The sequence below is a fragment of the Halobacillus ihumii genome (assembly GCF_902726645.1).
GTDB lineage: Bacteria > Bacillota > Bacilli > Bacillales > Halobacillaceae > Halobacillus_A > Halobacillus_A ihumii.
The window spans coordinates 1,186,219-1,207,747 of record NZ_CACVAO010000001.1 but is presented as its reverse complement, the minus strand read 5'-3'; the positions used below and the strand labels follow the sequence as shown (position 1 = coordinate 1,207,747).

General features: G+C 40.3%; 20 protein-coding genes. 14 read left to right on the top strand and 6 right to left on the bottom strand.

Annotated elements, in window-relative coordinates:
- Window positions 1–43 precede the first annotated feature (43 nt).
- Both sipW and G6R08_RS06095 read right to left on the bottom strand, forming a co-directional pair.
- On the bottom strand, window positions 44–622 hold the full coding sequence (gene sipW / locus G6R08_RS06100) for a signal peptidase I SipW (RefSeq protein ID WP_163527167.1): 579 nt from the start codon (window positions 620–622) through the stop codon (window positions 44–46).
- Window positions 619–1,218 carry a SipW-dependent-type signal peptide-containing protein gene (locus tag G6R08_RS06095; RefSeq protein ID WP_163527166.1) on the bottom strand — a complete coding sequence of 200 codons (600 nt, stop codon included), beginning with the start codon at window positions 1,216–1,218 and terminating at the stop codon, window positions 619–621. Before G6R08_RS06095 ends, sipW begins: the two co-directional genes overlap by 4 nt.
- Window positions 1,219–1,612: 394 nt before the next feature.
- Between G6R08_RS06095 and G6R08_RS06090 the strand changes: the two genes are divergently transcribed.
- Window positions 1,613–2,725 (top strand): RNA-guided endonuclease TnpB family protein, encoded by a 1,113-nt coding sequence (locus tag G6R08_RS06090; protein WP_163527165.1) that lies wholly within the window; start codon window positions 1,613–1,615, stop codon window positions 2,723–2,725.
- Window positions 2,726–3,107: 382 nt separating this feature from the next.
- On the opposite strand, the gene G6R08_RS06085 is transcribed toward G6R08_RS06090, so the two are convergent.
- On the bottom strand, window positions 3,108–4,310 hold the full coding sequence (locus G6R08_RS06085; RefSeq protein ID WP_205439455.1) for a macrolide family glycosyltransferase: 1,203 nt from the start codon (window positions 4,308–4,310) through the stop codon (window positions 3,108–3,110).
- 160 nt (window positions 4,311–4,470) lie between these two features.
- Here G6R08_RS06085 and G6R08_RS06080 point away from each other — a divergent pair, with 160 nt between their 5' ends.
- The 11 genes from G6R08_RS06080 to G6R08_RS06030 all read left to right on the top strand — a co-directional run bounded on the left by G6R08_RS06080 (window position 4,471) and on the right by G6R08_RS06030 (window position 14,375).
- A complete protein-coding gene (locus G6R08_RS06080; RefSeq protein ID WP_163527163.1) occupies window positions 4,471–4,869 on the top strand; it encodes a VOC family protein in 399 nt (132 codons plus the stop codon).
- A 148-nt stretch (window positions 4,870–5,017) separates the two neighbouring features.
- The gene (locus tag G6R08_RS06075) at window positions 5,018–5,497 is read left to right on the top strand and encodes a GNAT family N-acetyltransferase (protein WP_163527162.1); all 480 of its coding nucleotides are present in this window, start codon (window positions 5,018–5,020) and stop codon (window positions 5,495–5,497) included.
- A gap of 43 nt (window positions 5,498–5,540) precedes the next feature.
- Window positions 5,541–6,437, top strand: coding sequence for a cidABC operon transcriptional activator CidR (cidR, locus tag G6R08_RS06070; protein WP_163527161.1), 897 nt, complete (start codon window positions 5,541–5,543; stop codon window positions 6,435–6,437).
- 228 nt (window positions 6,438–6,665) lie between these two features.
- Window positions 6,666–7,199 (top strand): acyl-CoA thioesterase, encoded by a 534-nt coding sequence (locus G6R08_RS06065; protein ID WP_079527796.1) that lies wholly within the window; start codon window positions 6,666–6,668, stop codon window positions 7,197–7,199.
- A complete protein-coding gene (locus tag G6R08_RS06060; protein ID WP_163527160.1) occupies window positions 7,199–7,567 on the top strand; it encodes a hypothetical protein in 369 nt (122 codons plus the stop codon). Before G6R08_RS06065 ends, G6R08_RS06060 begins: the two co-directional genes overlap by 1 nt.
- 262 nt (window positions 7,568–7,829) lie before the next feature.
- Window positions 7,830–9,887 carry a BglG family transcription antiterminator gene (locus G6R08_RS06055; protein WP_163527159.1) on the top strand — a complete coding sequence of 686 codons (2,058 nt, stop codon included), beginning with the start codon at window positions 7,830–7,832 and terminating at the stop codon, window positions 9,885–9,887.
- A 39-nt stretch (window positions 9,888–9,926) separates the two neighbouring features.
- Window positions 9,927–10,412 carry a PTS sugar transporter subunit IIA gene (locus G6R08_RS06050; RefSeq protein ID WP_163527158.1) on the top strand — a complete coding sequence of 162 codons (486 nt, stop codon included), beginning with the start codon at window positions 9,927–9,929 and terminating at the stop codon, window positions 10,410–10,412.
- A 2-nt stretch (window positions 10,413–10,414) separates the two neighbouring features.
- On the top strand, window positions 10,415–10,699 hold the full coding sequence (locus G6R08_RS06045) for a PTS sugar transporter subunit IIB (protein WP_079527789.1): 285 nt from the start codon (window positions 10,415–10,417) through the stop codon (window positions 10,697–10,699).
- Window positions 10,700–10,772: 73 nt separating this feature from the next.
- Complete coding sequence (locus G6R08_RS06040) at window positions 10,773–12,032, top strand: galactitol-specific PTS transporter subunit IIC (RefSeq protein ID WP_163527157.1); 1,260 nt, start codon at window positions 10,773–10,775, stop codon at window positions 12,030–12,032.
- A 43-nt stretch (window positions 12,033–12,075) separates the two neighbouring features.
- Window positions 12,076–13,107 carry a zinc-binding dehydrogenase gene (locus tag G6R08_RS06035; RefSeq protein ID WP_163527156.1) on the top strand — a complete coding sequence of 344 codons (1,032 nt, stop codon included), beginning with the start codon at window positions 12,076–12,078 and terminating at the stop codon, window positions 13,105–13,107.
- Window positions 13,108–13,322: 215 nt separating this feature from the next.
- Window positions 13,323–14,375 carry a galactitol-1-phosphate 5-dehydrogenase gene (locus G6R08_RS06030; protein ID WP_163527155.1) on the top strand — a complete coding sequence of 351 codons (1,053 nt, stop codon included), beginning with the start codon at window positions 13,323–13,325 and terminating at the stop codon, window positions 14,373–14,375.
- Window positions 14,376–14,440: 65 nt separating this feature from the next.
- Here the strand turns inward: G6R08_RS06030 and G6R08_RS06025 are convergent, their stop codons facing one another.
- From G6R08_RS06025 to G6R08_RS06015, 3 genes are all read right to left on the bottom strand, one after another.
- A complete protein-coding gene (locus G6R08_RS06025; RefSeq protein WP_163527154.1) occupies window positions 14,441–15,256 on the bottom strand; it encodes a nuclease-related domain-containing protein in 816 nt (271 codons plus the stop codon).
- Between the two features lie 327 nt (window positions 15,257–15,583).
- Window positions 15,584–15,847 (bottom strand): hypothetical protein, encoded by a 264-nt coding sequence (locus G6R08_RS06020; RefSeq protein WP_163527153.1) that lies wholly within the window; start codon window positions 15,845–15,847, stop codon window positions 15,584–15,586.
- A gap of 46 nt (window positions 15,848–15,893) precedes the next feature.
- Window positions 15,894–16,748, bottom strand: coding sequence for an STAS domain-containing protein (locus G6R08_RS06015; RefSeq protein WP_163527152.1), 855 nt, complete (start codon window positions 16,746–16,748; stop codon window positions 15,894–15,896).
- A 273-nt stretch (window positions 16,749–17,021) separates the two neighbouring features.
- Here G6R08_RS06015 and G6R08_RS06010 point away from each other — a divergent pair, with 273 nt between their 5' ends.
- Window positions 17,022–17,939 carry an aldo/keto reductase gene (locus G6R08_RS06010; RefSeq protein WP_163527151.1) on the top strand — a complete coding sequence of 306 codons (918 nt, stop codon included), beginning with the start codon at window positions 17,022–17,024 and terminating at the stop codon, window positions 17,937–17,939.
- Between the two features lie 428 nt (window positions 17,940–18,367).
- Window positions 18,368–21,514 carry a glycoside hydrolase family 97 N-terminal domain-containing protein gene (locus tag G6R08_RS06005; protein ID WP_163527150.1) on the top strand — a complete coding sequence of 1,049 codons (3,147 nt, stop codon included), beginning with the start codon at window positions 18,368–18,370 and terminating at the stop codon, window positions 21,512–21,514.
- The last annotated feature ends 15 nt before the right edge of the window (window positions 21,515–21,529 follow it).

Sequence of the window (21,529 nt, the reverse complement as noted above, 5' to 3'; positions counted from 1 at the left end):
GAATAGGTAATGTTTTAATATTTTGAACCTCATTATGAGGATTTCAAGCGTCAGTTGTAGATGTGTTTTCCTTATTCTTCGGCTCATCGATTTCTTTAAAAGCTTTCCAAATCATCATAACCGAATAGACGATGAGTAGAATTCCCGGCAGGACTACTAGAAGTGCGCTGCCAGCTTTCGATTGAGCAAAGTGAATCAAATAGCCTGCAAAGGGAACGGTAAATCCGGTATAAACAGCTTCGACATTTTCCGGAAGAACAGGTTTTGAATCCTGATGATCGTTGTTGTCCCCCTTTGTAATAAATACGGGCTGGCTATCTGTACCCTTAACATCGTAGATTCGGTGAGTGACGGTTGTGGCTTTGTCAATTTTAAAAGTAATCACGTCACCTTTTTGTAATTGAGATGGATTTTTAACGGGTTTAACGGCAATGATCGATCCAGTTTGAAAAGTCGGCTCCATCGAACCTGATAAAACTGTCTTTAATTGATAACCAAACAGGCCAGGTTCACTGCCAGAAACCTTTGAAGAGATCACAAGAAACGTCATAGTAATTAATAGGATAAATAAAAGCGTGGTTACTGCGCCGCTTAGCCATTTTTTAAGTGCTCGGAATGTCATTTTTTCGCCTCGCTTTTGCGCATTTGTTTTTTATCTTCATCGTTTATCTCGTTTAATTTTTCCTCGTCCGTTTCATCCTGGTTCTTATTTTCAGACTGACGATCACTGACTGGTTCATGATCAGTAGATTCTTCTGTGTCATCGTCTTTTGTTGTTGTTTCTTTTTCCGCTTGGGATTTCTGCTCCTCCGGGGCTGCCGTGGTATCCTCTTTTGACTCTGTTTGTTCATGATTCTTTGACTCGTCTTCTTTGTCAGTGGAATTCTGTTTTTTATCTTTATCAGTGGATTTTTGCTTGTTATCTAAATCAGTTGTTTCTTTCTGAGCTTTCTCAACTGGTACCGCTTTCTCCTCTTCAACTTCCCATACAGCGGCTGTAATCGTACCTGATGCCTTTTCCTTATCATTGAAATAAGCATTTGTTGGAGTGGTTACATTCATCAGACAGACCAGTGTAATCAAAAGGATCATGCCTATTTGTGCCCACAGAATAGAAGGCCAGTGCTTATGTATAAAAGTTTCTGCCTGCTTATTTTTAATCGTGATACCTCCTTTTTTGTGAACAAAGAGAATGAAATAATCTGTAATTCCTTCCAAGTAACACTATTCGCAATTTTTCTTCAAATACCTTGCTTATATCTCAAAAAATTACAAAATAAGTAAAAGGATTCACTGGGTAAAGAGAAGAAAGTAATGGGTATGAGAGGGGTATCTATATAAAGTGGGTCGAAGGATTCATGATTGTTGGGGTGTTGTGAGAGAAAAGAATTATTTAGCTCTTGATTCATTTCCGTTTTTCTCCTTGATCTTAGGAAAAATAGGGGGCAATCGCTTTATAAGTAAAATGTGTTAGAAAACTTACGTAATATCGGCAGAACGCCCCTTATTTCAATGAGGGGATGAATGCCGAGGGTCTGTCTTTTAAAAAACAGAAAATTAAATCTATTAATTCGAACGTATGTTTGGTATAATGAGTATGGGAGGTGAAAACATGGCCACCAAAACGATTCTCGTAAAGCTAAAGCATGTAACGAAGAAAAAACATAAACAGTTCATGGATGAACAGGCTGTCTATGCCTCATGCGTGAATCATTGTGTGGAACGCCTCCTAAACGGCGAAAAGCTTTCGTCTAAAGATATATCCTTTCCTTTAAAATCAGCCATTAAGAACGAAGGCATCCGTCGAGCGAGGAAAGCTGTTTCCGATTTTAAGAAAGGCTTAGCGAAAACAATTCCTGTATTCCGAAATTCCCTTACCATCAAGATTAATAACCAAAATTGGAACACTGTCGATCAAAACGGAAGGTGGTATATCGCCTTCACAAGCAACCAAGGTAAAAAGGCTCTTCCTGTGGTCGAAACAAAAGATGTTCAAAGCTATTTTCCATTTCTAACAAGTCACACTCGAGAGTTCCGAGGAACCCTAGAATTATTTCGTAAAGGAAGACGATGGTATGTCGCCATTCCCATCCAAGTAAGTTCTGACTTGGGTCTAGGAAACACCTATCCATCCAAGAAACCATTAACGGATTACACATCTATCGGTGTTGATCTAGGGTTGAGACACCTTGTGGTTCTCTCTGAACCGACAAGTGGCAAACGGCAATTCTTTTCAGGCAAAGAAGTCGGTTATAAACGACGTCACTTTCGTTCCCTTCGTCGTTCGTTAGGAAAGAAAAAGGCACAGCGTGCTATAGAACACGTAGGTCAAAAAGAAAGCCGTTGGATGAAAGACTACAACCGAAAATTAGCCCAAGATATTGTGACGTTTGCGCAGCAATTCGAAAAGCCAATGATTAAGCTGGAACAACTGGACAATATCCGAAAAACTTGTCGCAGCATGAAACGGGCAGATAAAACGATTCATTCATGGGCATTTTATCAGTTGAAGCAATGCATCAAAGAACGAGCAGCTACAGTCAACATCCCTGTGGTGGATATCGATCCGTTTCAAACAAGCCAAACCTGCTTCGCATGTAAGCATGCGGAGCGATCCAATCGAAAGCGTGAGGTATTCCACTGTAAGAAATGCGGTCATAAAGCTCATGCCGATCTCAATGCCAGTCGAAACATCGCAACAAGCACGAACTTGGCGGCGTCCTAAAGAACAATCGAGATGGTCTTTAGGGTAGTCCAAGCGCCCACTAGGTATAATCCTAGTTCCAACATGCAAGCCTGTTTTTCTTCGCATGGGGAGTCCCGAGTGGCACGGGATATAGCGGTCATGTTGGAAGGCGGGCCAGAAATGGAACAACACGGAGGCTGTCGCGAGATCCCTCCCCGCCGTAGTGAGCCGTTACCGCCTCTCTAAGAGAGGTCTTCACAGGAAGCTCGGTCCTTCAGGGCCGAGAGGATGTCACTAAACAAAAGACCTCAAAAATACATCGATGAATGTTTCATCGGTAGTTCTGAGGTCATCTTATGTAAAAAATATAGGGCCGTTCTTCGTGTTGAGTAACCAATCAAGTGTCAAACACAAAACTATCTTAGTGTGTTTCGTATTCGTTCTCAAAGCCCGACGATAGATAGTTTTTTACTATTTTTATAGCTTTTGGAACGCCGCCGCTTGCTTTGAAACTTTCATCGATCTTATGGATGCCCTCCATATACTTTTCTTTTTCTAAGACTTCCACGGCAAAAAGTAGCTTAGCAGCGGTAAGAGAGTCTTTGGATAAGCAATAGCCTGCCCCTAATTCCGTCAGGCGTGAAGCGACCATAGGCTGATCTTTATCATGAGGAATAACTACCATCGGAACATGGTAGTGGATGGCTTCATTCACACTGTTCATTCCTCCATGAGTGATGAAAACATCAGCTTTCTCCAATACCTGGAGCTGGGGCACATAACGTCTAAGCCAAATGTGATCTGGTGCAGCTTTGAGTTTTGCTGAATCAGCTTTTCCTATAGAAATGATAACGACTCCGTTAAAATTCATAAAAGCATCTATGCACATATTGATAAACTCTTCCTGGTTATCCAGAACCGTGCCCATTGAGATATAGAGCAGTTTTTCGCCTTTCAGCTCCTCGGTTGGAAAGTCGTGATTTCCCTTTCGCTCAGGAAAGCTCGGTCCGATGAACAAATTCTCTTCCCCGAATTGTTCACTATTCGGTTGGAAATACTGACTCGTATAGACGATTTGCAGGTCCCCCGTATTCGTCATGAACTGAAGAAGGCTATTTGGCTGGACTCCGTACCTATCCTTCAGCGCCTGCAGCATGCTCGTGGTTTCCTCATCGAGCTGAAAAGGAACCTCAGAATCAGGATGTAGAGGCAATTGCTTCATTACCGTCTCCGGCATTAAAAATGAAGCAGAGGAGGAGACACCAGGAATACGCAAGTAATCTTTCACCAATTCGCCAGCCCCGAAGCGATCGAAGAAGACGAAATCAAAATGGTGATCTCTGGCTAGCTTTTCCGTGATTTGTAGTGTATCTAGTGAAGTTTGAATATGGACCTTTAAGAAATTATTTAATCCCTTCGCACTATTTATCTCCGGTGGGTATATTTGCAGCCAGTCAGTTTGAAGGTGGACGACCGCCCCTACACCTTCCAATCGCTCTTTGAATTGTTCAGTCGTGATATAATGCACTTTGTCCCCATGATTTGTAAATCCTTCGACCATTCCCAGCGTTGGATTAACGTGCCCTTCGGCCGGGAAATTTATCATTAAGATCTTCATATGAATCCCTCCCAGTTGTATAGGATATCATCGAAGGAGAAATTTTCCTTGAGGAAAAAGTCGAGTGAGCGAAGGAGGAAATTAGGACGTCCAAATATTCTTTTTAAAAAAATTCAGCAGTCACATATGATAAACTTGAGAAAACATGAGAAAGGATTGAGCGATAATGGAAAAAGTTACACCATTCTTAATGTTTCAAGATGGTAAGGCAGAAGAAGCAATGAATTATTATATATCATTTATTGAGGATTCGGACATTACAAGCATCACTAGATATGGAGCAAATGAATCGGGGGATGAAGGAACAGTCATGCAGGCGACGTTTTCTTTAAAAGGGCAAGAATTCATGTGCATTGACAGTAATGTGACACATCAGTTCACGTTCACTCCTTCTTTCTCAATCTTTCTAACCTGTGATTCTGACGAAGAGATTGAGAGTCTTTATAAGAAACTCTTAGAAGATGGAGAAGCACTAATGCCTATTGATGATTATGGATTTAGTAAGAAGTTTGGCTGGGTAAATGACCGTTTTGGCGTGTCGTGGCAGCTAAACCTCCCTGCATAAAAAGTTGTTAAGCCAATGGGCGCAATTCTGAGAGACTGAATTGCGTTTTTTCTTATTTATAGAACTATAATGCGGAGGGAAATATTATTTACTCAGAGGGCGGAACTGAATAAATATTATATCTTCTTATTGCAGGGAGTTGAAGTAAGTGAAAATTCGTAATGTAAAAAGCTCAGACTATTATGTCCTCTCACCATTGATTAATAAGTGGTGGGGCGGTAGGCAAATGGCTGATATGTTACCCAAATTATTTTTTGATCACTTTAATAGCACAAGTTTTATTGCAGAAAAAGATGGAGAAATTGTAGGATTTTTAATTGGCTTTTTATCACAAGTTCATCAAGATGAGGCTTATATTCATTTTGCCGGGGTTCACCCACAATACCGAAAGCATAATATTGGCAGAAATCTTTATAATGAATTTTTTAATGTAGTTAAAAAAGAAAATAGAAAGATTGTTCGAGCAGTAACATCCCCTGTTAATAAGGTGTCTGTTGGTTATCATACAAGCATAGGGTTTGAAATTGTAAAAGGAAATAAAGAAGTCGATGGAATATCAGTACATGCTGATTACGATGGCCCTTCCCAAGACCGGGTGTTGTTTATGAAGAGATTAGCTGCTATATAAAAAGACAAAGTAATTTTAGCGAATAGGATAGGTGAAAGAACGTATGGATATTCGACACCTGAAGTATTTTATTGAAGTTTCACGTTTTAGCAGCTTTACCCGAGCCGCTGATCATTTGTTCTTAACACAGCCTACAATCAGTAAAATGATAAAAAATTTAGAGGAAGAGCTCGGCGTCGAACTGTTTGATCGGTCCAGGAAAAAACTTGTCCTAACAGATGCTGGACGAGTGATACTCGAGCAGGCTCAAACGATCGATCGTGCTTTTAATAACTTGCAGACCGAGTTAGATGATTTATTAGGCTTGCAAAAGGGGCATATTCGAATTGGTTTGCCTCCGATTATGGATGCTGATCATTTTATTCGCATACTTGGAGAGTTTCATCAGCTTTATCCGAACATTACGTTTCAGTTATTGGAAAATGGGACGAAGAAAATTGAAGAGGATATAACAAATGATCAGCTAGATGTAGGGATTACGGTGCTGCCAACCGAGGAAGAGAACTTCCGTTATTTTTCTTTTATGAAAGAGGAGTTGAAAGTGATTGTTCCTCCGTCCCACCGTCTTGGTGCAAGGAAACAAGTGAAACTTGAAGAATTGAAAGATGAACCATTGATTCTTTTCAACAAGGACTTTGCTCTGAATGACAGAATTAAAGAAGCTTGTAAAGAAGCGGGATTCTTACCGCATGTCGTTTCCGAGAGTACCCAGTGGGACTTTATTGGAAAAATGATTGCGGCTGATCTAGGAATATCGATCTTGCCGCATAGCGTATCAATGCTTCTTAAGGAAGATGTACATAGAATTAAGGTAGTGAAGCCAATGATAGAGTGGGATCTTGCTTTAATTTGGAAGAAAAATCATTATCAATCTTATGCCACTAAAGAGTGGCTGAAGTTTACACAAGAGCGTTTAACGTTTGGGAGTATTCATGATTAGTTGCAGGTGTTAAAAGGTGAGTCTGAAGTTCTTCAGGCTCATTTTTTTATAAAATTTTATAATATAATTATGCGAATTGTATTCCTATATGGTATGGGTGGATGCGTTTCCATAGATATCATCTATTGTTTATATGATGAATAACCATTTCACTTTTCTTCCTCACAGGCCTACACTAGGTGTTGTCAATGCATTGAACACCATAACAGGCAGGAAAGGAAATGCCATATGATCCAAACAAGGAATCCGAAAGAAAGTTTAATTGTGAATACTGATCAAGTGATGATCAATGATTTGAATAATTATAATACACTCTTTGGCGGCGTATTGATGAAAAAACTTGATAATAATGCCACTTTGTCTGCACGCCGTCATGCCAGGGTTAAGGAATGTGTAACAGCTTCAACTGATTCCATTGACTTCCTTCACCCCATTCATCAAACTGATTCCGTTTGTGTAGAGTCATTCGTATCCTACACAGGAAGCAAGTCGATGGAAATCTTTTGCAAGGTTATTGCCGAAGATATGATTTCAGGGGAACGCAGAATGGCAGCTACTGCCTTTCTTACGTTTGTAGCGCTGGATGACAACAAAAACCCGGTTAAAGTTCCAGATATAGTACCTGAAACAAATGAAGAGAAATTTCTTTATGAATCTGGAAAAGAACGCGCAGAAACACGAAGGATCCGCAGGAAACACAGTCAAGAATTAACCGAGATCATTGGGTTAGAGAAACCGTGGGAAAAGGGAGTGGAAGCATAATGGCACTAGCTGTAGCCGGTCTAAATGATATCTGTAAGGCGAAAGATGACTTAGAGGCAATAAAGCAGCAACATTCCGAACTCTATGAACAAGTGCTTCATGTTGTCAGTTTAACTAGACAATTGCAATTGAACTATGGATATATGAGCTCGTTATTAATGGATGAGGAGCTTCCAGAATATAAGCCGCAGTTTGTAAGAGAATCGGTCCTTCGACTTTACCATTGTGAAGTACAATCTCTGAAGGAATTCCCAGATATTCATGTTGTTAAAGACTTGTTGAAAAAGCACCGAAAAATAGGGGACTCACGAATATTTCTGTTGATTCTTGGGGCGAAACCGGAGCGTCTTCATGGTTCAATGGTGTAGATAATTAATCACGGTAAAATCAACAAAAGTGGTTATTCAAAACTATATGTGCTTTCTTGTACAACGCAAAGCCTGTGTAATAGTAGATCCCTACTTACACAGGCTTTGCGTTTTTATTAAAAGGAGATTCTTACTGTTCAATTTCTGTGTTTTTCCATGTAAATCACGATATAGTACATTAAATGTACATTTACTTTAGATGAAAGCGTATACATTCGTAGTTTTCTGAATGCTACAATAAATTTGGAAAGGGGGGCTAAGGTTGTCACTTGATGATAGAAGTAAGCGGATTATGGATGAATTGGTCAGTAACCCAAGCATTACTAGCCTGGCCATGGAGAAGAAATATAACTTAACTCGACGCCAGCTTGGGTACAGCTTTAACAAAATCAATGAGTGGCTTATGGCCAAGAACCTTCCAGTAATCGAGAGAACGAGAAAAGGTCACTTTATCATCGATCAGTCCGTTTTTACGAAACTATACTGTGAGGAAGAAAGTACTCCCCTAGAGACAACTGCTCTCTCAGAGAGTCAACGTGCAGATCTTATTATCATGATGCTCCTCAGCAGTGAAGAGGAACTTTCTCTTAACCATTTTTCGATTGAACTGAATGTTAGTAAAAATACGGTTCTTAGTGATTTGAAGCAAGTACAGAAAGATTTAGAAGAGTATGGATTGATGATTCGCTATTCTAGAGCATCAGGATATTTGCTCGAAGGAAAAGAGTTTCAAATACGTAGGTTGCTTATTACAATTACGTATCAACTCCTGCAGGTCCATGGGGGCCACAACAAGATAAGGCAATTAGCCAATATTGATACGGAAGAAATAAATGAGTTCAACCAACGAATTGAGAACGTTGAGAACAATTTAAGTTTGAAGTTCACCGATGAAAAATTAGCCACAATGCCATACATTCTTATCTTAATTCTAAGAAGAATCCAGCAAGGTAATGAGATTGATTCATTTTCTATCCAGTATGAGGAGTTATCTGATACGAAGGAATACCTGGCAACCGAGGAGGTTTTTCATGGTACGGAGCAAATCCCAGTCGAAGAACGCTTGTTCATTACGCTCCATCTGTTGACGACCAATGTTTATTGGTCGGACTATTTAACGAATGACGATGCGATTCCAAAATTAGTCCTAGCCATTGATGACATGCTGCGTTTATTTGAGAAAAGCGCCTGTATCTATTTGCAGGACCGGCAGCAGCTGATGAATAAGCTGTTTCAACATATCAAGCCTGCTTATTATCGAATTAAGTACCAGCTTACGGAAACCATGGATGTTCAAGATTCCCTTAATCAAGAATTCAAGGAGTTACACCATCTCGTCAAACGATCAGCGGGGCCGCTTAAAGACTTAATCGGAATGGATATTCCCGAAAGCGAAACGACTTTTATCACGATGCTTATTGGCGGATGGATGACCAGGCAGGGAGATAGTATTGAGGAAAAGATTAAGACGGTGGTTGTCTGTCCCCAAGGTGTTTCGGTATCAAGGCTAATGTTCAACGAATTAAGGGAGTTATTCCCAGAGTTTATTTTTCTTGATTCGTTATCTGTACGAGAATTTATCGATTACAACTTGGATTACGACATTGTCTTTTCACCGACATCACTAGAGACAGATAAAAAACTGTTTATTTCCAATGCTTTTCTAACTGATGAGGAGAAGCATCGTCTCCGGAAACAGGTCATGCTGGAACTGCATGGATACATCCCAAAAGATATGAATGTGAACCAATTAATAGATATTATTAGAAATCATGCAGTGATCGAAAATGAAAAGACACTCGCTGAAGATTTGCAAAAATATATTGATCGAGATGAGGAATCTGCGGTAAAACAGTCTGTTAAAAATAGAGAGAAGAATATCAAAGACTTGATTCCTCAAAGTCGTATTACAGTAAGGAATGCTGTTGATTCATGGGAGGAGGCACTTCGAGTATGTGCCCAGACATTAGTAGATAAAGAAAAGATCGAACCGGAATATGTGGAAGCGATGATTCATCGGACAGAAGAGGATCCTTATATTGTAATCGGACCAAATATCGCAATCCCACACGCAGCTCCAGAGGAGGGCGTGAATGAAGTTGGAATGAGTCTTCTCAAGCTTAAAGAGGGTGTGGATTTTACGGGGGATTATCGAATCAATCTCATAATTGTTATTGCTGCAGTTGATAAACAACAGCATATCCATGCTCTGATGCAGCTGATGAAACTCGCCGGTTCGGAAGAAGATCGAAATCGCATGATAAGCTCTGATACAGTCGAAGAGATTTATAGAATAATTGAATCTTATTCCATGGATTGAACCAACAGTCATTACAAAAGAAGATCGTGGGGTTAGAAAATGAGTGAAATCTTTTTTAATGAATCCGTCATCCTACTAGATCTAGAAGGCACATTGAAAGAAGATGTTTTAACTACAATGGCCCGCAATTTAGTAGACAGAAATCTTGTGAAAGAAAGCTTTATCCAAGCTGTTATCGAAAGAGAAGGTGAATTTCCAACAGGGTTGCCCACAGCAGGGGTCTCCGTTGCGATTCCACACACTGACGTGGAACATGTACACAGAAAAACAATTAGTATAGGCGTTCTAAAACATCCTGTTGATTTCGGTGTAATGGGGGATGATAGCGAAACGATACCTGTAAAACTAGTGTTTATGCTGGCCATGGATGAAGCCCATTCGCAGTTATCACTCCTGCAGACACTGATGCAAATCTTTCAGAATGAAGACACCTTGAAATATTTAGTAAGTGAAAGAGATAAAACAAAGATAAAACATTTATTAGAAGAAAAATTAGACTTTATTGTAATTAAAGGAGATGAGTAAACATGGAAAAGAAACAAGTATTGGTAGCATGTGGAGCAGGGATCGCAACATCAACGGTGGTTAATGGAGCTATTGAAGAAATGGTAAAAGAAAATAACCTTAAAGTCGATCTAGTTCAAATCAAGATTGCAGAGGTTGGAGGCTATGTAGATACAGCAGATTTACTAGTCACGACTGCGATGACGAAAAAGGACTATCCGTTTCCAGTGATTAACGCCCAATCTTTCCTCACAGGAATCGGAACCGAGAATACAAAAAAACAGATTTTAGAAGAACTGAAAAAATAGGCGGATACAACAAAACTGGAAGACTTTAATTGACGAAAGAGGTTCTCTTTAAACAAGTGGGGAGGAAACGAACATGCAAGGTTTTGTTGATGTAATACAAGGCTTTTTAGACTTAGGTGCAACCGTTATTTTGCCGGTAGCCATTTTCTTGTTAGGGTTACTGTTTGGTCAGAAACCCGGTAAAGCCTTTCGTTCCGGTTTAACAATCGGGGTGGCTTTCGTTGGTATTTTCTTAGTTGTAGATTTGCTTGTTAATAATCTTGGTCCTGCAGCCCAAGGGATGGTTGATCGATTAGGAGTGGAGTTAAATGTGATTGATGTAGGTTGGCCGGCAACGTCATCGATTGCTTGGGCATCTGTTGTAGCGGCCTTTATTATTCCATTAGGTTTAGTTGTCAACGTTGTCATGCTTGTTACGAAGACAACGAAAACGATGAATGTGGACATTTGGAACTATTGGCACTATACATTCATGGCAGCGCTGGTTTACGCAATTTCCGGAAGTATAATTCAAGGACTAATTGCAGCAGTATTATTCCAGATTGTCTGTTTGAAAGTAGCCGACTGGACAGCACCTATGGTAAGTGATTTTTATGAATTACCTGGAGTTTCCATTGCTACAGGCAGTACCATTTCCTACGCTCCGGGAATTTTCCTAGTTCGACTGCTGCAAAAAACTCCCATTATAAAAAAATGGGATGCAGATCCTGATACGATACAAAAACGGTTTGGTATTTTTGGAGAATCGATTTTCATTGGACTCTTTCTTGGTGCAGCCATCGGTTTATTGGCAGGATACAGTGCTGGCGAAGTCATTGAAATCGGTATGGCAATGGCGGCAGTTATGGTATTAATGCCGCGAATGGTTAAGATTCTGATGGAAGGGTTAATGCCTGTATCCGAATCTGCTCGCGAATGGTTATCAAAACGTTTCGGTGAAAGAGAAATTTATATTGGACTTGATGCAGCCGTGTTACTTGGTCACCCTGCAGTCATCTCTACAGCCCTCATCCTCGTACCTATTACAGTGGTATTAGCCGTTATTCTGCCAGGCAACGCTTTGCTGCCATTCGGTGACCTGGCCACTATTCCATTTATTGTTGCTTTTATCGTTGGTGGTGCAAGAGGAAATATTGTTCATTCAGTCATTGTAGGTACAGTTATGATTGCGTTGTCTCTTTATATGGCAACAGATGTGGCACCTATCTTTACAGAAATGGCTATCAATACAGATTTCAATATGCCGGAAGGGTCAACCAAAATCTCAAGTATTGACCAAGGTGGTAACTTAGTGAACTGGATTATCTATAAGTTATTTAGTCTATTTAATTAAGCCGTGGATATAAGCATGAATAGATCGTATTGGAGGAGTTCAAATGAAAGCACTAGTCAAAAAGGAACTCGGATATGGTGGGCTGGAAATTCAAGATAAAGAGGAGCCGCAAGTCGGTCGTGATCAAGTGAAAATTGAAGTGGTTTATGCAGGGATCTGCGGATCTGATATTCATACCTATGAAGGACATTACAAGGTGAAAGTGCCTGTTACGTTAGGACATGAGTTTTCCGGTAAAGTTGTGGAAGTCGGAGAAGGGGTTAATAAATTTAAGATTGGTGACCGGGTGACATCAGAAACGACCTTCTATATTTGCGGAGAATGTGAGTACTGTAAATCGGGTGATTTTAATTTATGTAATTATCGTAAAGGGCTTGGTACCCAGCAAGATGGCGGTTTTGCCAAGTACTTAATTGCCCGCAAAGACAGTGTTCATCACCTCCCTGAAAAGGTTGATTACCAATCGGCATCCATGACTGAGCCTTTAGCTTGTACGTATCATGCTGTGGCAAAAACGGTGATTAATGATGGAGACGTAGTCGTTGTCATGGGCCCAGGCCCCATCGGATTGTTCACAGCACAAGTTGCAAAGAGCCACGGTGCTCAAGTTTTAATCGCAGGATTAACAAGCGATCGCGTCCGCCTGGAAAAGGCCAGAGAATTAGGAATTGATTACGCAGTAAATACGCAGGAACAAGATATTAAAGAACTGGTGAACAGGTTGACTGATGGGTACGGAGCAGATGTTGTATTTGAATGCTCGGGTGCCTCTCCTGCAGCTAAACAAGGGCTGGATTTGCTGCGTAAAAAAGGTCAATACGGTCAGGTTGGTATTTTTCCTCAATCAGAAGTTCCATTTGACCTTGAAAAAATCATTCAAAAGGAAATCCGAGTAGTAGGGAGCAGAAGTCAAAAGTCGGCTGATTGGGAGCCTTCCCTTGAATTAATGAGTAACGGAAGTGTGAATGCCAAAGCGATGGTGACACATGAATTTAATATTACCCAGTGGGAAGAAGCTTATCAAGCTATTAAAAGTGGTGAGGCGATTAAAGTATTGTTAACTCCTGTTGAGTAACAAGATTAATTGAAATGAGGGGATAAAATGGTAGATGCTCTTTTAGACTTTATGTTAGGCCCAATGAGAGTAATAGGTGATGTTTATTTCGAATACCAGATCATTTTTAACTCGCTCGTTGTAGGTTGCGCCTTATATAGCATCATTTTCAAAGGAAAAGGGACACAACAATCATCGGCAAACTAGTAAAGGATTGATAGAAAGGGGGAAGAGTGATGAAGTCCCTGAATCTTTATGATGAACGTGATATTCGCTTTGAAGAATCGCCAGAACCAGTCATTGAGCAAGCAGATGATGTGATTGTCAGAGTGAAAGCTGTGGGAATCTGTGGTTCCGATCTATCTAGATATAAAAAGTTAGGCCCTTATGTAGAAGGAATGACATTTGGTCATGAGTTTGCTGGGGAAGTTGCAGCAGTTGGGGCTGGTGTTGAAGATATTAAGGTCGGTGACCGCGTGGCTGGATGTCCTACTTACTATTGTGGTAAATGTTTGAGCTGCCAAAAAGGCGAGTTATCCCGCTGTGAAAAATTAACCGTTATCGGTGCACGTCATCCCGGTGCCTATGCTGAATATGTAAAGCTGCCAGCAGCACATATCGTACCGCTTCCAGATCATGTAGACTACGATACCGCAGCATTGATTGAGCCATCTTCTGTAGTAGCTCACGGCTTCTATCGCACAACTATCCAGCCAGGGGCAGAAGTTGCCATTATGGGCTGCGGAAGTATTGGTTTGCTTGCCATACAATGGGCAAAGATTTTTGGGGCGAAAAAAGTGTATGCAGTTGATATTGATGAAACAAAGCTTGAAGTAGCTAAACAAGTAGGAGCGGACGTTTTAATTAATTCACTGGAAAAACCGGCCCATGAGCAGATTCTTGAATATACGAACGGGCAGGGTGTTGACTTGGCCGTAGAATCGGCAGGCTCCCCGATTACCTCCGCGCAAGTATTTGCCCTTCCCAAAAAAGGCGGGGAAGTCGTCTTCATGGGGATCCCTTATGCGGATATCCATATTGAACGATGCTATTTTGAAAGAATAGTACGTAATGAACTAAGGGTACTCGGTTCATGGAATGCGATTTCTGCTCCATTCCCAGGTAGAGAATGGAGCTCTTCAGTCCATTATATGAGTACAGGTCAAATTAATGTTAAGCCGATGATTTCGCATCAGTTGGATTTGAAGGAAGGCCCTGAAACGTTTGAGCATTTGGTTAATAGAAGAGGCTCATATGTGAAGGTGTTGTTTTACCCGGAGAGAGGATAGATAAGTAAAAAGAAGTACAGCGTTATGGCTCCACATAACGCTGTACTTCTTTTTGCTTTTTGTTTCTATTTGTTAACAGACTTCTTTTGATGGGTGAGACAGTAAACTTTCCCCTTGAATTGCTTGTTTTCCAAACAAAAATCGCTGACTTTTTTAGAAACTTTCCTTTCGCAGACGACACAAGTCTGACGATTATTATGTGTTGGTTGTTGTAGTTTTTTTATATGACGTTGTCTTACTGTAGTATCTGTAATATTTGCTGCTTGTAATGCCTCATAGATGTCTCTTATTTCTTCCAATGTTAATAAAGCTTGATTGGTTTGCAACTTTGTGACATTAACCTTTCTCGTGATAAACTCCGAAAGTTCTACATCATAAACGAGAAGTTGATTTGAAGTGATTTTTCGCAGCTCGGTCCCAGCTTTAAACGTACATCTCTTTGTAAAGGAAACTATTGAGACAATATGGTCGTAGTAGAGGGAGGGGATATAAGGCTTGATCGCTTCAATGTGGCCATAATTTTGAATGAAAGGATTCATCATTCTAAACTTCCCGTTCACTGACCAAGTTTTTCTATCCTTCCCGCCATAGATGGTACCGTTGTAGTTCTTCGTTTCGATGACAAAAATTCCATATGGAGTAATAACGGTATGGTCAATTTGAGAATACCCTGACCTTGCTTGTTGGTTTGGTAGAAGTAGATCATGAAGGTGCTTCCACTCTTTAGGTAATTGGTCAAGTTGAATTTCAATCTTATACTCTCCCAACTCACCGATACGACTTGCTGCAATACTCGTCTTTTTCTTACCCGGCTGCTTTAATTTTGGATTGCTTACTTCAGGCTTTTTCTTAAAGTATTTCTCTAGAAAACTTGTAATCATCTGTGTGCGCTCCTTTTTAGCTTTTAGACGCTACCTGTAACATCGGCTACCTTGTAAATGAGGTAAAGGAGGTAATGAAGAATTATTCGCTTCGTCAGATCGTTCCAAGTTTTGTAAAACTGAACATTTACTTACCAGAAAAATAGCTTATGAAATCCATGAACCTAAATAAATTTTTAAAAAGTTTTATAGTTTTTATGTATAAAGGGAGAGAGAAGGGGATAGACTAATATTATCATTCTCCCTAAACTCCATATATAAGTTTTAACCCACTGTTTTCAGTGGGTTATTTTTTTGGACAGCTTATGATTGGCAGGAAAGAAGGCGTTATTTGTTTCTTTTGCAGGAAGACATCAGGGAATGACACCTGTTTTTAGCTTTCAATGTATTCGAGAAATCTCGTAACTCCTGGTAAAACGCCTCAATTTCTTTAAGGGTGTCCAGCCGTTGTGGTGGGTTCTTGTCGATGTGTTCCATTATAGATTCAAGCTTTTTTAGAAATTTATCTACTTCGATAGTGACTCCCCCATTTTTACCTCCAATACTAGTATAGTTTTCAGTAAATGGAAAGAAATCTGTTTGAAAATTCACAAAAGCCCTCATCTTATCTAAAATTGATGAGATGAGGGCTTTTGGTCTATTTTTCTAATAAGTAGAATCCTATGTATTCAAGAGCTGATTCGAGATTAGGAACAGTCTTGATGTTGGTAGACAGCAGCTGCTTATTGCTGTCTTCGTGTCTGGCAATTTCGGGTGAGATTCCGGTAAGGATGGTTTCGATCCCCATGACTTGAAGGGCTTTAACAAGATCTACGATAACACAGGGGAAAAGGTCGTCCAGGATGACAAGGCCTGAGACATCAATAATGAAATGATCAATTTGATGTTCGGCACTATAACGTAACACAACACGCATGATTTTTTCAGATCTGTATTGATCTATAACCCCTTGAATGGTGAGAGTTGAGACTCCCTTTGTAATCGGGATAATCGGCACATTTAAGAAGGCCATATTATATTTTGTCTGGTCTAATTCTATGATGTGGGACAAGATGTCTGCCATCGATTCAAGGTACTCAACATCTTTCTCGCTGAAGCCTTTTTCCGCTTTGTCCATCACACACAACGTCCCGAAAACTTTACCATTTAGATCCCTCAATATCACACCCAAGAATCCTTTAACATGCAATTGGTCTGTTACTTCTAATCGTCGGGTCACCTCATCTTTAGTCACGTCCAGCTTGCTCAGGGCATTCTTTTCGTTTTCAATAATGAGCCGGCAATAGGTTCCGCCATATTCCACAGAGTAACCTTCCGGGATAATCTCTTCATTCTCATTATAGGAACTGACCACAGTCATTTCTGTTTTGCTTTTTTTGGTGACATAAGCTGTATTCACATCTAGTTGCTTCGTAATGGCTTCAAACATCTTCCTCGATACGGTCCTTAATGACTCGAAGTTAGAGGAATCCAAATTATAATTACTTACCATGAACATTCTCCCTTTAGTGGTTATATTTCTATGTAAGTGTATCTATCAGCATTGTGAAAGCATACGGCGGGGGTGTTCTACTCTCGTGTGGCTCGCTCAGAACATGGCCTTGCAGGGTGTCGGGTTTAAACCTATTATACTCTTTACTTCACCATTTTGAAACTTTAAGTTGGAAAAGCAAGCGCGCAAAGTCCTGCCATCATCAAGCGGATCACAGGAGAACACGTTACAACCTATGGTAGGATAGAATCACCAACGAAAAGGGGGCTAATTTTGAAAAAAATCAAATTGGGCAACAGCAAATTAGAAGTTGGAGAAATTTCATTAGGGTGCATGCGCATTCATGAACTTGGAAAGCGAGAGGCCGCTAATGTTATTGAAAATGCGATGGAAGCTGGCGTAGATTTGTTCGACCACGCCGATATTTATGGCAGCGGTAAATCAGAAGAAGTTTTCTCAGAAGCGATCAGCATGAATGACGATGTGCGGGAAAAAATGAAGCTGCAGACGAAATGCGGAATTCGAAAGGGATTCTTTGATTTTTCCAAAGAACATATTCTGGAATCAGTTGAAGGCAGCCTGCGAAGGTTGAAAACCGACTATATTGATAGCCTGCTGCTTCATCGTCCAGATGCATTAATGGAACCTGAAGAGGTAGCCGAAGCATTTTCTATTCTAAAAGAAAGCGGTAAAGTTCGCCATTTTGGTGTGAGCAACCAGAGTCCGATGCAAATCGAATTGCTGCAAAAGTATTTAGATGAAGATTTGATTGTAAACCAAATGCAGTTGAGTGTTGTACATACACCAATGATTGATGCAGGATTCAATGTGAACATGAGTCATGACCCGGCTATTGTCCGGGATAGTAATGTGCTAGATTACTGTCGGTTGAAAGATATCACGGTACAAGCGTGGTCGCCGTTTCAACACGGAATGATCGAAGGGCCGTTTGTGGGCAATAAAGAATTTCCAGAAGTGAATGCGAAGCTTCAGGAACTTGCCGAGAAAAAGGGTATAACGGATTCCGCTATTGCGACTGCCTGGATTTTACGTCATCCAGCAACAATCCAGCCGGTTGTTGGAACGATGAATCAACAGCGTTTAAGAGACATTGTGAAAGCTTCTGATATTGAACTAACGAGAGAAGAATGGTACGAACTTTATCGTTCAGCAGGGAATGAGCTGCCTTAGTTTTATAAATACGCTAATAGAATGGAAGGTGCTTATCTGTTATAGGTAAGCACTTTTTTAAAGAAAAAATAGGGTGGAATATGATGTAAGGATTAAAGATACAATCGATATCACATCAGTGGCTATAGTCTTATCGTCCTGTAATGAATGGAAAATATAGTGGATTCATCCAATGTAGTGCAAATATATCAAATTATTTTAAATAGTTTGAATTGGGATAAAATTCATGTTAAGGTGAGGTCTATGTTTTTAAGGGAGGAGGATAAAGATTTTATTTTCTTGTTTGTGCAAACGATTGCATTAATTGCACGTGGTCAAATGTTACTGTTGTAGATTCAGAAAAAAAGACTGAAAAGCTCGGTTGCCAAGGTTAGATAGTCGTAGTTAATAAGCGTGGTCAATAAGTTAATACACGATGGAGGGAAAATATGATGAATAGGAGAATCGCTTTCCTAAAGATGATTATTGGTTTAGGCCTTGTAATTTCTTTTCTTACATTATCATCTGTGTTTGTAAGTGCTGAAGAGAGTTCTAGTGAAAAAGAAAATAAACCTGTGACTTCAATAGATTCCCCTAATGGGAAGGTCCATTTGAACTTTCATTTATCTGATAAAGGGGTTCCTCATTATCAGCTTTCTTATAAAGACGAGGAACTAATTGAACCTTCGTCTCTTGGATTTCAGTTTAAAAATCAAAAGGCCTTAGCAGATCAATTTGAAATTGTGAAGACTTCCACAAAAGTATTTGATGATACTTGGGAACCTATATGGGGAGAAAAATCGAAAATTAGGAATCACTACAAACAATTAACGGTATTCTTACAAGAAAAAGAAGCCCCCCACAGGAAATTGAATGTAGTATTCAAAGTTTATAATGATGGAGTCGGATTTCGATATGTGCTCCCTGAACAGGAAAATTTGGGAGAGAATATTAGGATTACAGCAGAGAATACTGAGTTTCGATTTTCCAGCAACAATACATCCTGGTGGATTCCTAATGACTGGGACAGTTATGAATATAACTATCATAAAACCCCATTAAGCGAAGTAGAAGAAGTCAGTACACCTTTTACAATGAAAACACCAGAAGGTACACACCTTACTGTTCATGAGGCAGCTCTCATTGATTATGCTGGTATGGCTTTGAAAAAAGCAGAGGGAGGGGACACTGTCTTAAAGAGTCACTTAGCTCCATGGCCAAATAGTAATGTGAAAGTAAAGAAGGATGAGCTTCCTATAAAGACACCGTGGAGAACGATTCAAATTGGCGATAATGCCGGTGATCTTGTTGAATCTGATATGATATTAAATTTAAATGAGCCAAACGCTCTACAGGATACCTCCTATATTGAACCTATGAAATACGTAGGGGTATGGTGGGAGATGATCAGCGGCAAATCAACTTGGGCTTCTGGCCCCAAGCATGGAGCAACCACTGAAAATGCGAAGCGCTATATAGACTTTGCTCACAAGTATCTCGATACAGAAAATCAAAATATTGGTTTGCTTGTTGAAGGCTGGAACAAGGGCTGGGATGGAGACTGGATCCAAAACGGCGAAAAATTCAGCTTTACAGAGTCATACCCGGACTACGACTTAAGAGAAGTGGTTCAATATGCACAAGAACATGGTATCTCCTATATTATGCATAATGAAACAGCCGGAGATATTATCAATTATGAGGAACAAATGGCCGAAGCTTATGATTTGTATCAGAAGCTTGGGATTCATGCCATTAAGAGCGGGTATGTTGCTGACTATGGAATTCATAACCCCGAAGGACAGCACCATCATGGCCAATATATGGTGAATCATTATTTAGAAGCTGTAAAAAAAGCAGCTGACCACCAAATCATGATTGATACACATGAACCAATTAAAGGCACCGGTCTTCGTCGTACGTATCCGAACTGGATGAGTCGCGAGGGAGTTAGTGGAATGGAATATAGCGCTTTTAGCGATGACACGAACCCCCCTGAACATACAACGATCTTGCCATTTACAAGAATGATGGCAGGGCCGATAGATTTTACTCCAGGAATATTCGATGTTCAAATTTCTCATGCAGATACACGTGTTCATTCAACACGGGCGAAACAATTGGCGTTGTATGTCACCATATCCAGCGGCACGCAGATGGTAGCAGATTTGCCATCAAATTATAAAGACGAGAATGGGAATATCTTACCAGCCTTTGAATTTATTAAAGATGTGCCAGTAACCTGGGATGATATTAAAGTACCAAACGCCAAAATTGGGGATTATGCAAGTATCGTACGCCGGAGTGAAGATGAATGGTATATCGGAAGTATTACAGATGAAAACGCGAGAGTATTAAAAACAGAGCTCAATTTCCTTGAAAAGGGTCAAAAGTATGTGGCGGAAATTTATTCTGATGGGCCAAAAGTGGATCTAGAAAGTAACCCAGAGCCGGTCTCTATAAACAGGGTAATTGTTAAAGCCAATGATACCTTGGTTTCTTCCCTTGCAGGCGGGGGAGGACAGGCAGTGAGAATTTATCCTGCTTCTACAGAAGAGATCGCCAAGCTTCCGAATTATAAAGCGCCGAAGCTTAAGGTGTCCTATAACGAAGTGCCTAGAGCTATCCAGTCGAATGATACGTTTCACATCAAAGTTGATGTGGAAAATAAAAATAATATCGTAACAGGGAAAGAATTAGAACTTCAAATAGACGGGGAAACCATAGCTTCTCAACATGTGAGGGTTGCCCCTGAGAGCACCGAAACAGTTATCTTATCTTATGACCAATTATTTAAAACGGGCAAGCACCGTATAAGTGTAAAAGGATTAGCTTCTAAAAAAATTACAGTTGAGGAGAAAAAACCAACATTTGAATATAGCAACTTTGAAGTATCTGCACAGGAGCAAACCATAACCGCGACCGCGACCGTAACAAACAAAGGCAGTTACGCGGGCAGTGTAGAGGTACCATTTTATATTAACGGTGAACTAGTAGAAGAGAAGAAAATAGAAGTGCCTGCTGCAGCAGGTGGTGGAAGTAAAGAAGTAGCCTTTACTTATACAACTCCGAACGAAGCTGGCATTTATGAAACGGCCATAGCCAACTTGGGAGCAAAGCTGGCTGCACTGCCAAATATTGAGCTTACGGGGAAATGGTTATTCAATCAAGGAGATGACCCCAACTGGATGGATCCAGAGTATGACGACAGTCAGTGGCAGTCAGTAACACTGCCTGCAAGCTGGGAAGATCATTCTAACTACACGGAAGCAAATGTGTATGGCTGGTATCGAAAATCTATTAAAATTCCGGAAGAGTGGAAAGGATATTCTCTTAAAGTTACTTTAGGGAAGATAGATGACGTAGATACAACCTATATGAATGGCCAGAAAATCGGACAAACAGGAGAATTTCCAACTGGGGACAACGGAGAAGGCTTGCAGACCGCCTGGAAGAAAGAACGTGAATACGTCATTCCTGCCGAGACCATAAAATATGGCGAAGAAAATGTGATCAGTATCCGCGTGTTTGACGGCTCAGGAGGTGGCGGGATGTATAGTGGACCTGTTAATCTTGAAGTTGTTCCTCAACAATAAATTACGTCTAGCTTT

Excerpts from the sequence above, each read along its gene's own strand:
- G6R08_RS06065 (WP_079527796.1), top strand. The coding sequence starts at position 6,666 with ATGATCCAAACAAGGAATCCGAAAGAAAGTTTAATTGTGAATACTGAT.
- G6R08_RS06080 (WP_163527163.1), top strand. The coding sequence starts at position 4,471 with ATGGAAAAAGTTACACCATTCTTAATGTTTCAAGATGGTAAGGCAGAA.
- G6R08_RS06030 (WP_163527155.1), top strand. The coding sequence starts at position 13,323 with ATGAAGTCCCTGAATCTTTATGATGAACGTGATATTCGCTTTGAAGAA.
- G6R08_RS06090 (WP_163527165.1), top strand. The coding sequence starts at position 1,613 with ATGGCCACCAAAACGATTCTCGTAAAGCTAAAGCATGTAACGAAGAAA.
- sipW (WP_163527167.1), bottom strand. The coding sequence starts at position 622 with ATGACATTCCGAGCACTTAAAAAATGGCTAAGCGGCGCAGTAACCACG.
- G6R08_RS06025 (WP_163527154.1), bottom strand. The coding sequence starts at position 15,256 with ATGATTACAAGTTTTCTAGAGAAATACTTTAAGAAAAAGCCTGAAGTA.
- cidR (WP_163527161.1), top strand. The coding sequence starts at position 5,541 with ATGGATATTCGACACCTGAAGTATTTTATTGAAGTTTCACGTTTTAGC.
- G6R08_RS06035 (WP_163527156.1), top strand. The coding sequence starts at position 12,076 with ATGAAAGCACTAGTCAAAAAGGAACTCGGATATGGTGGGCTGGAAATT.
- G6R08_RS06040 (WP_163527157.1), top strand. The coding sequence starts at position 10,773 with ATGCAAGGTTTTGTTGATGTAATACAAGGCTTTTTAGACTTAGGTGCA.
- G6R08_RS06060 (WP_163527160.1), top strand. The coding sequence starts at position 7,199 with ATGGCACTAGCTGTAGCCGGTCTAAATGATATCTGTAAGGCGAAAGAT.
- G6R08_RS06050 (WP_163527158.1), top strand. The coding sequence starts at position 9,927 with ATGAGTGAAATCTTTTTTAATGAATCCGTCATCCTACTAGATCTAGAA.
- G6R08_RS06015 (WP_163527152.1), bottom strand. The coding sequence starts at position 16,748 with ATGGTAAGTAATTATAATTTGGATTCCTCTAACTTCGAGTCATTAAGG.
- G6R08_RS06045 (WP_079527789.1), top strand. The coding sequence starts at position 10,415 with ATGGAAAAGAAACAAGTATTGGTAGCATGTGGAGCAGGGATCGCAACA.
- G6R08_RS06005 (WP_163527150.1), top strand. The coding sequence starts at position 18,368 with ATGATGAATAGGAGAATCGCTTTCCTAAAGATGATTATTGGTTTAGGC.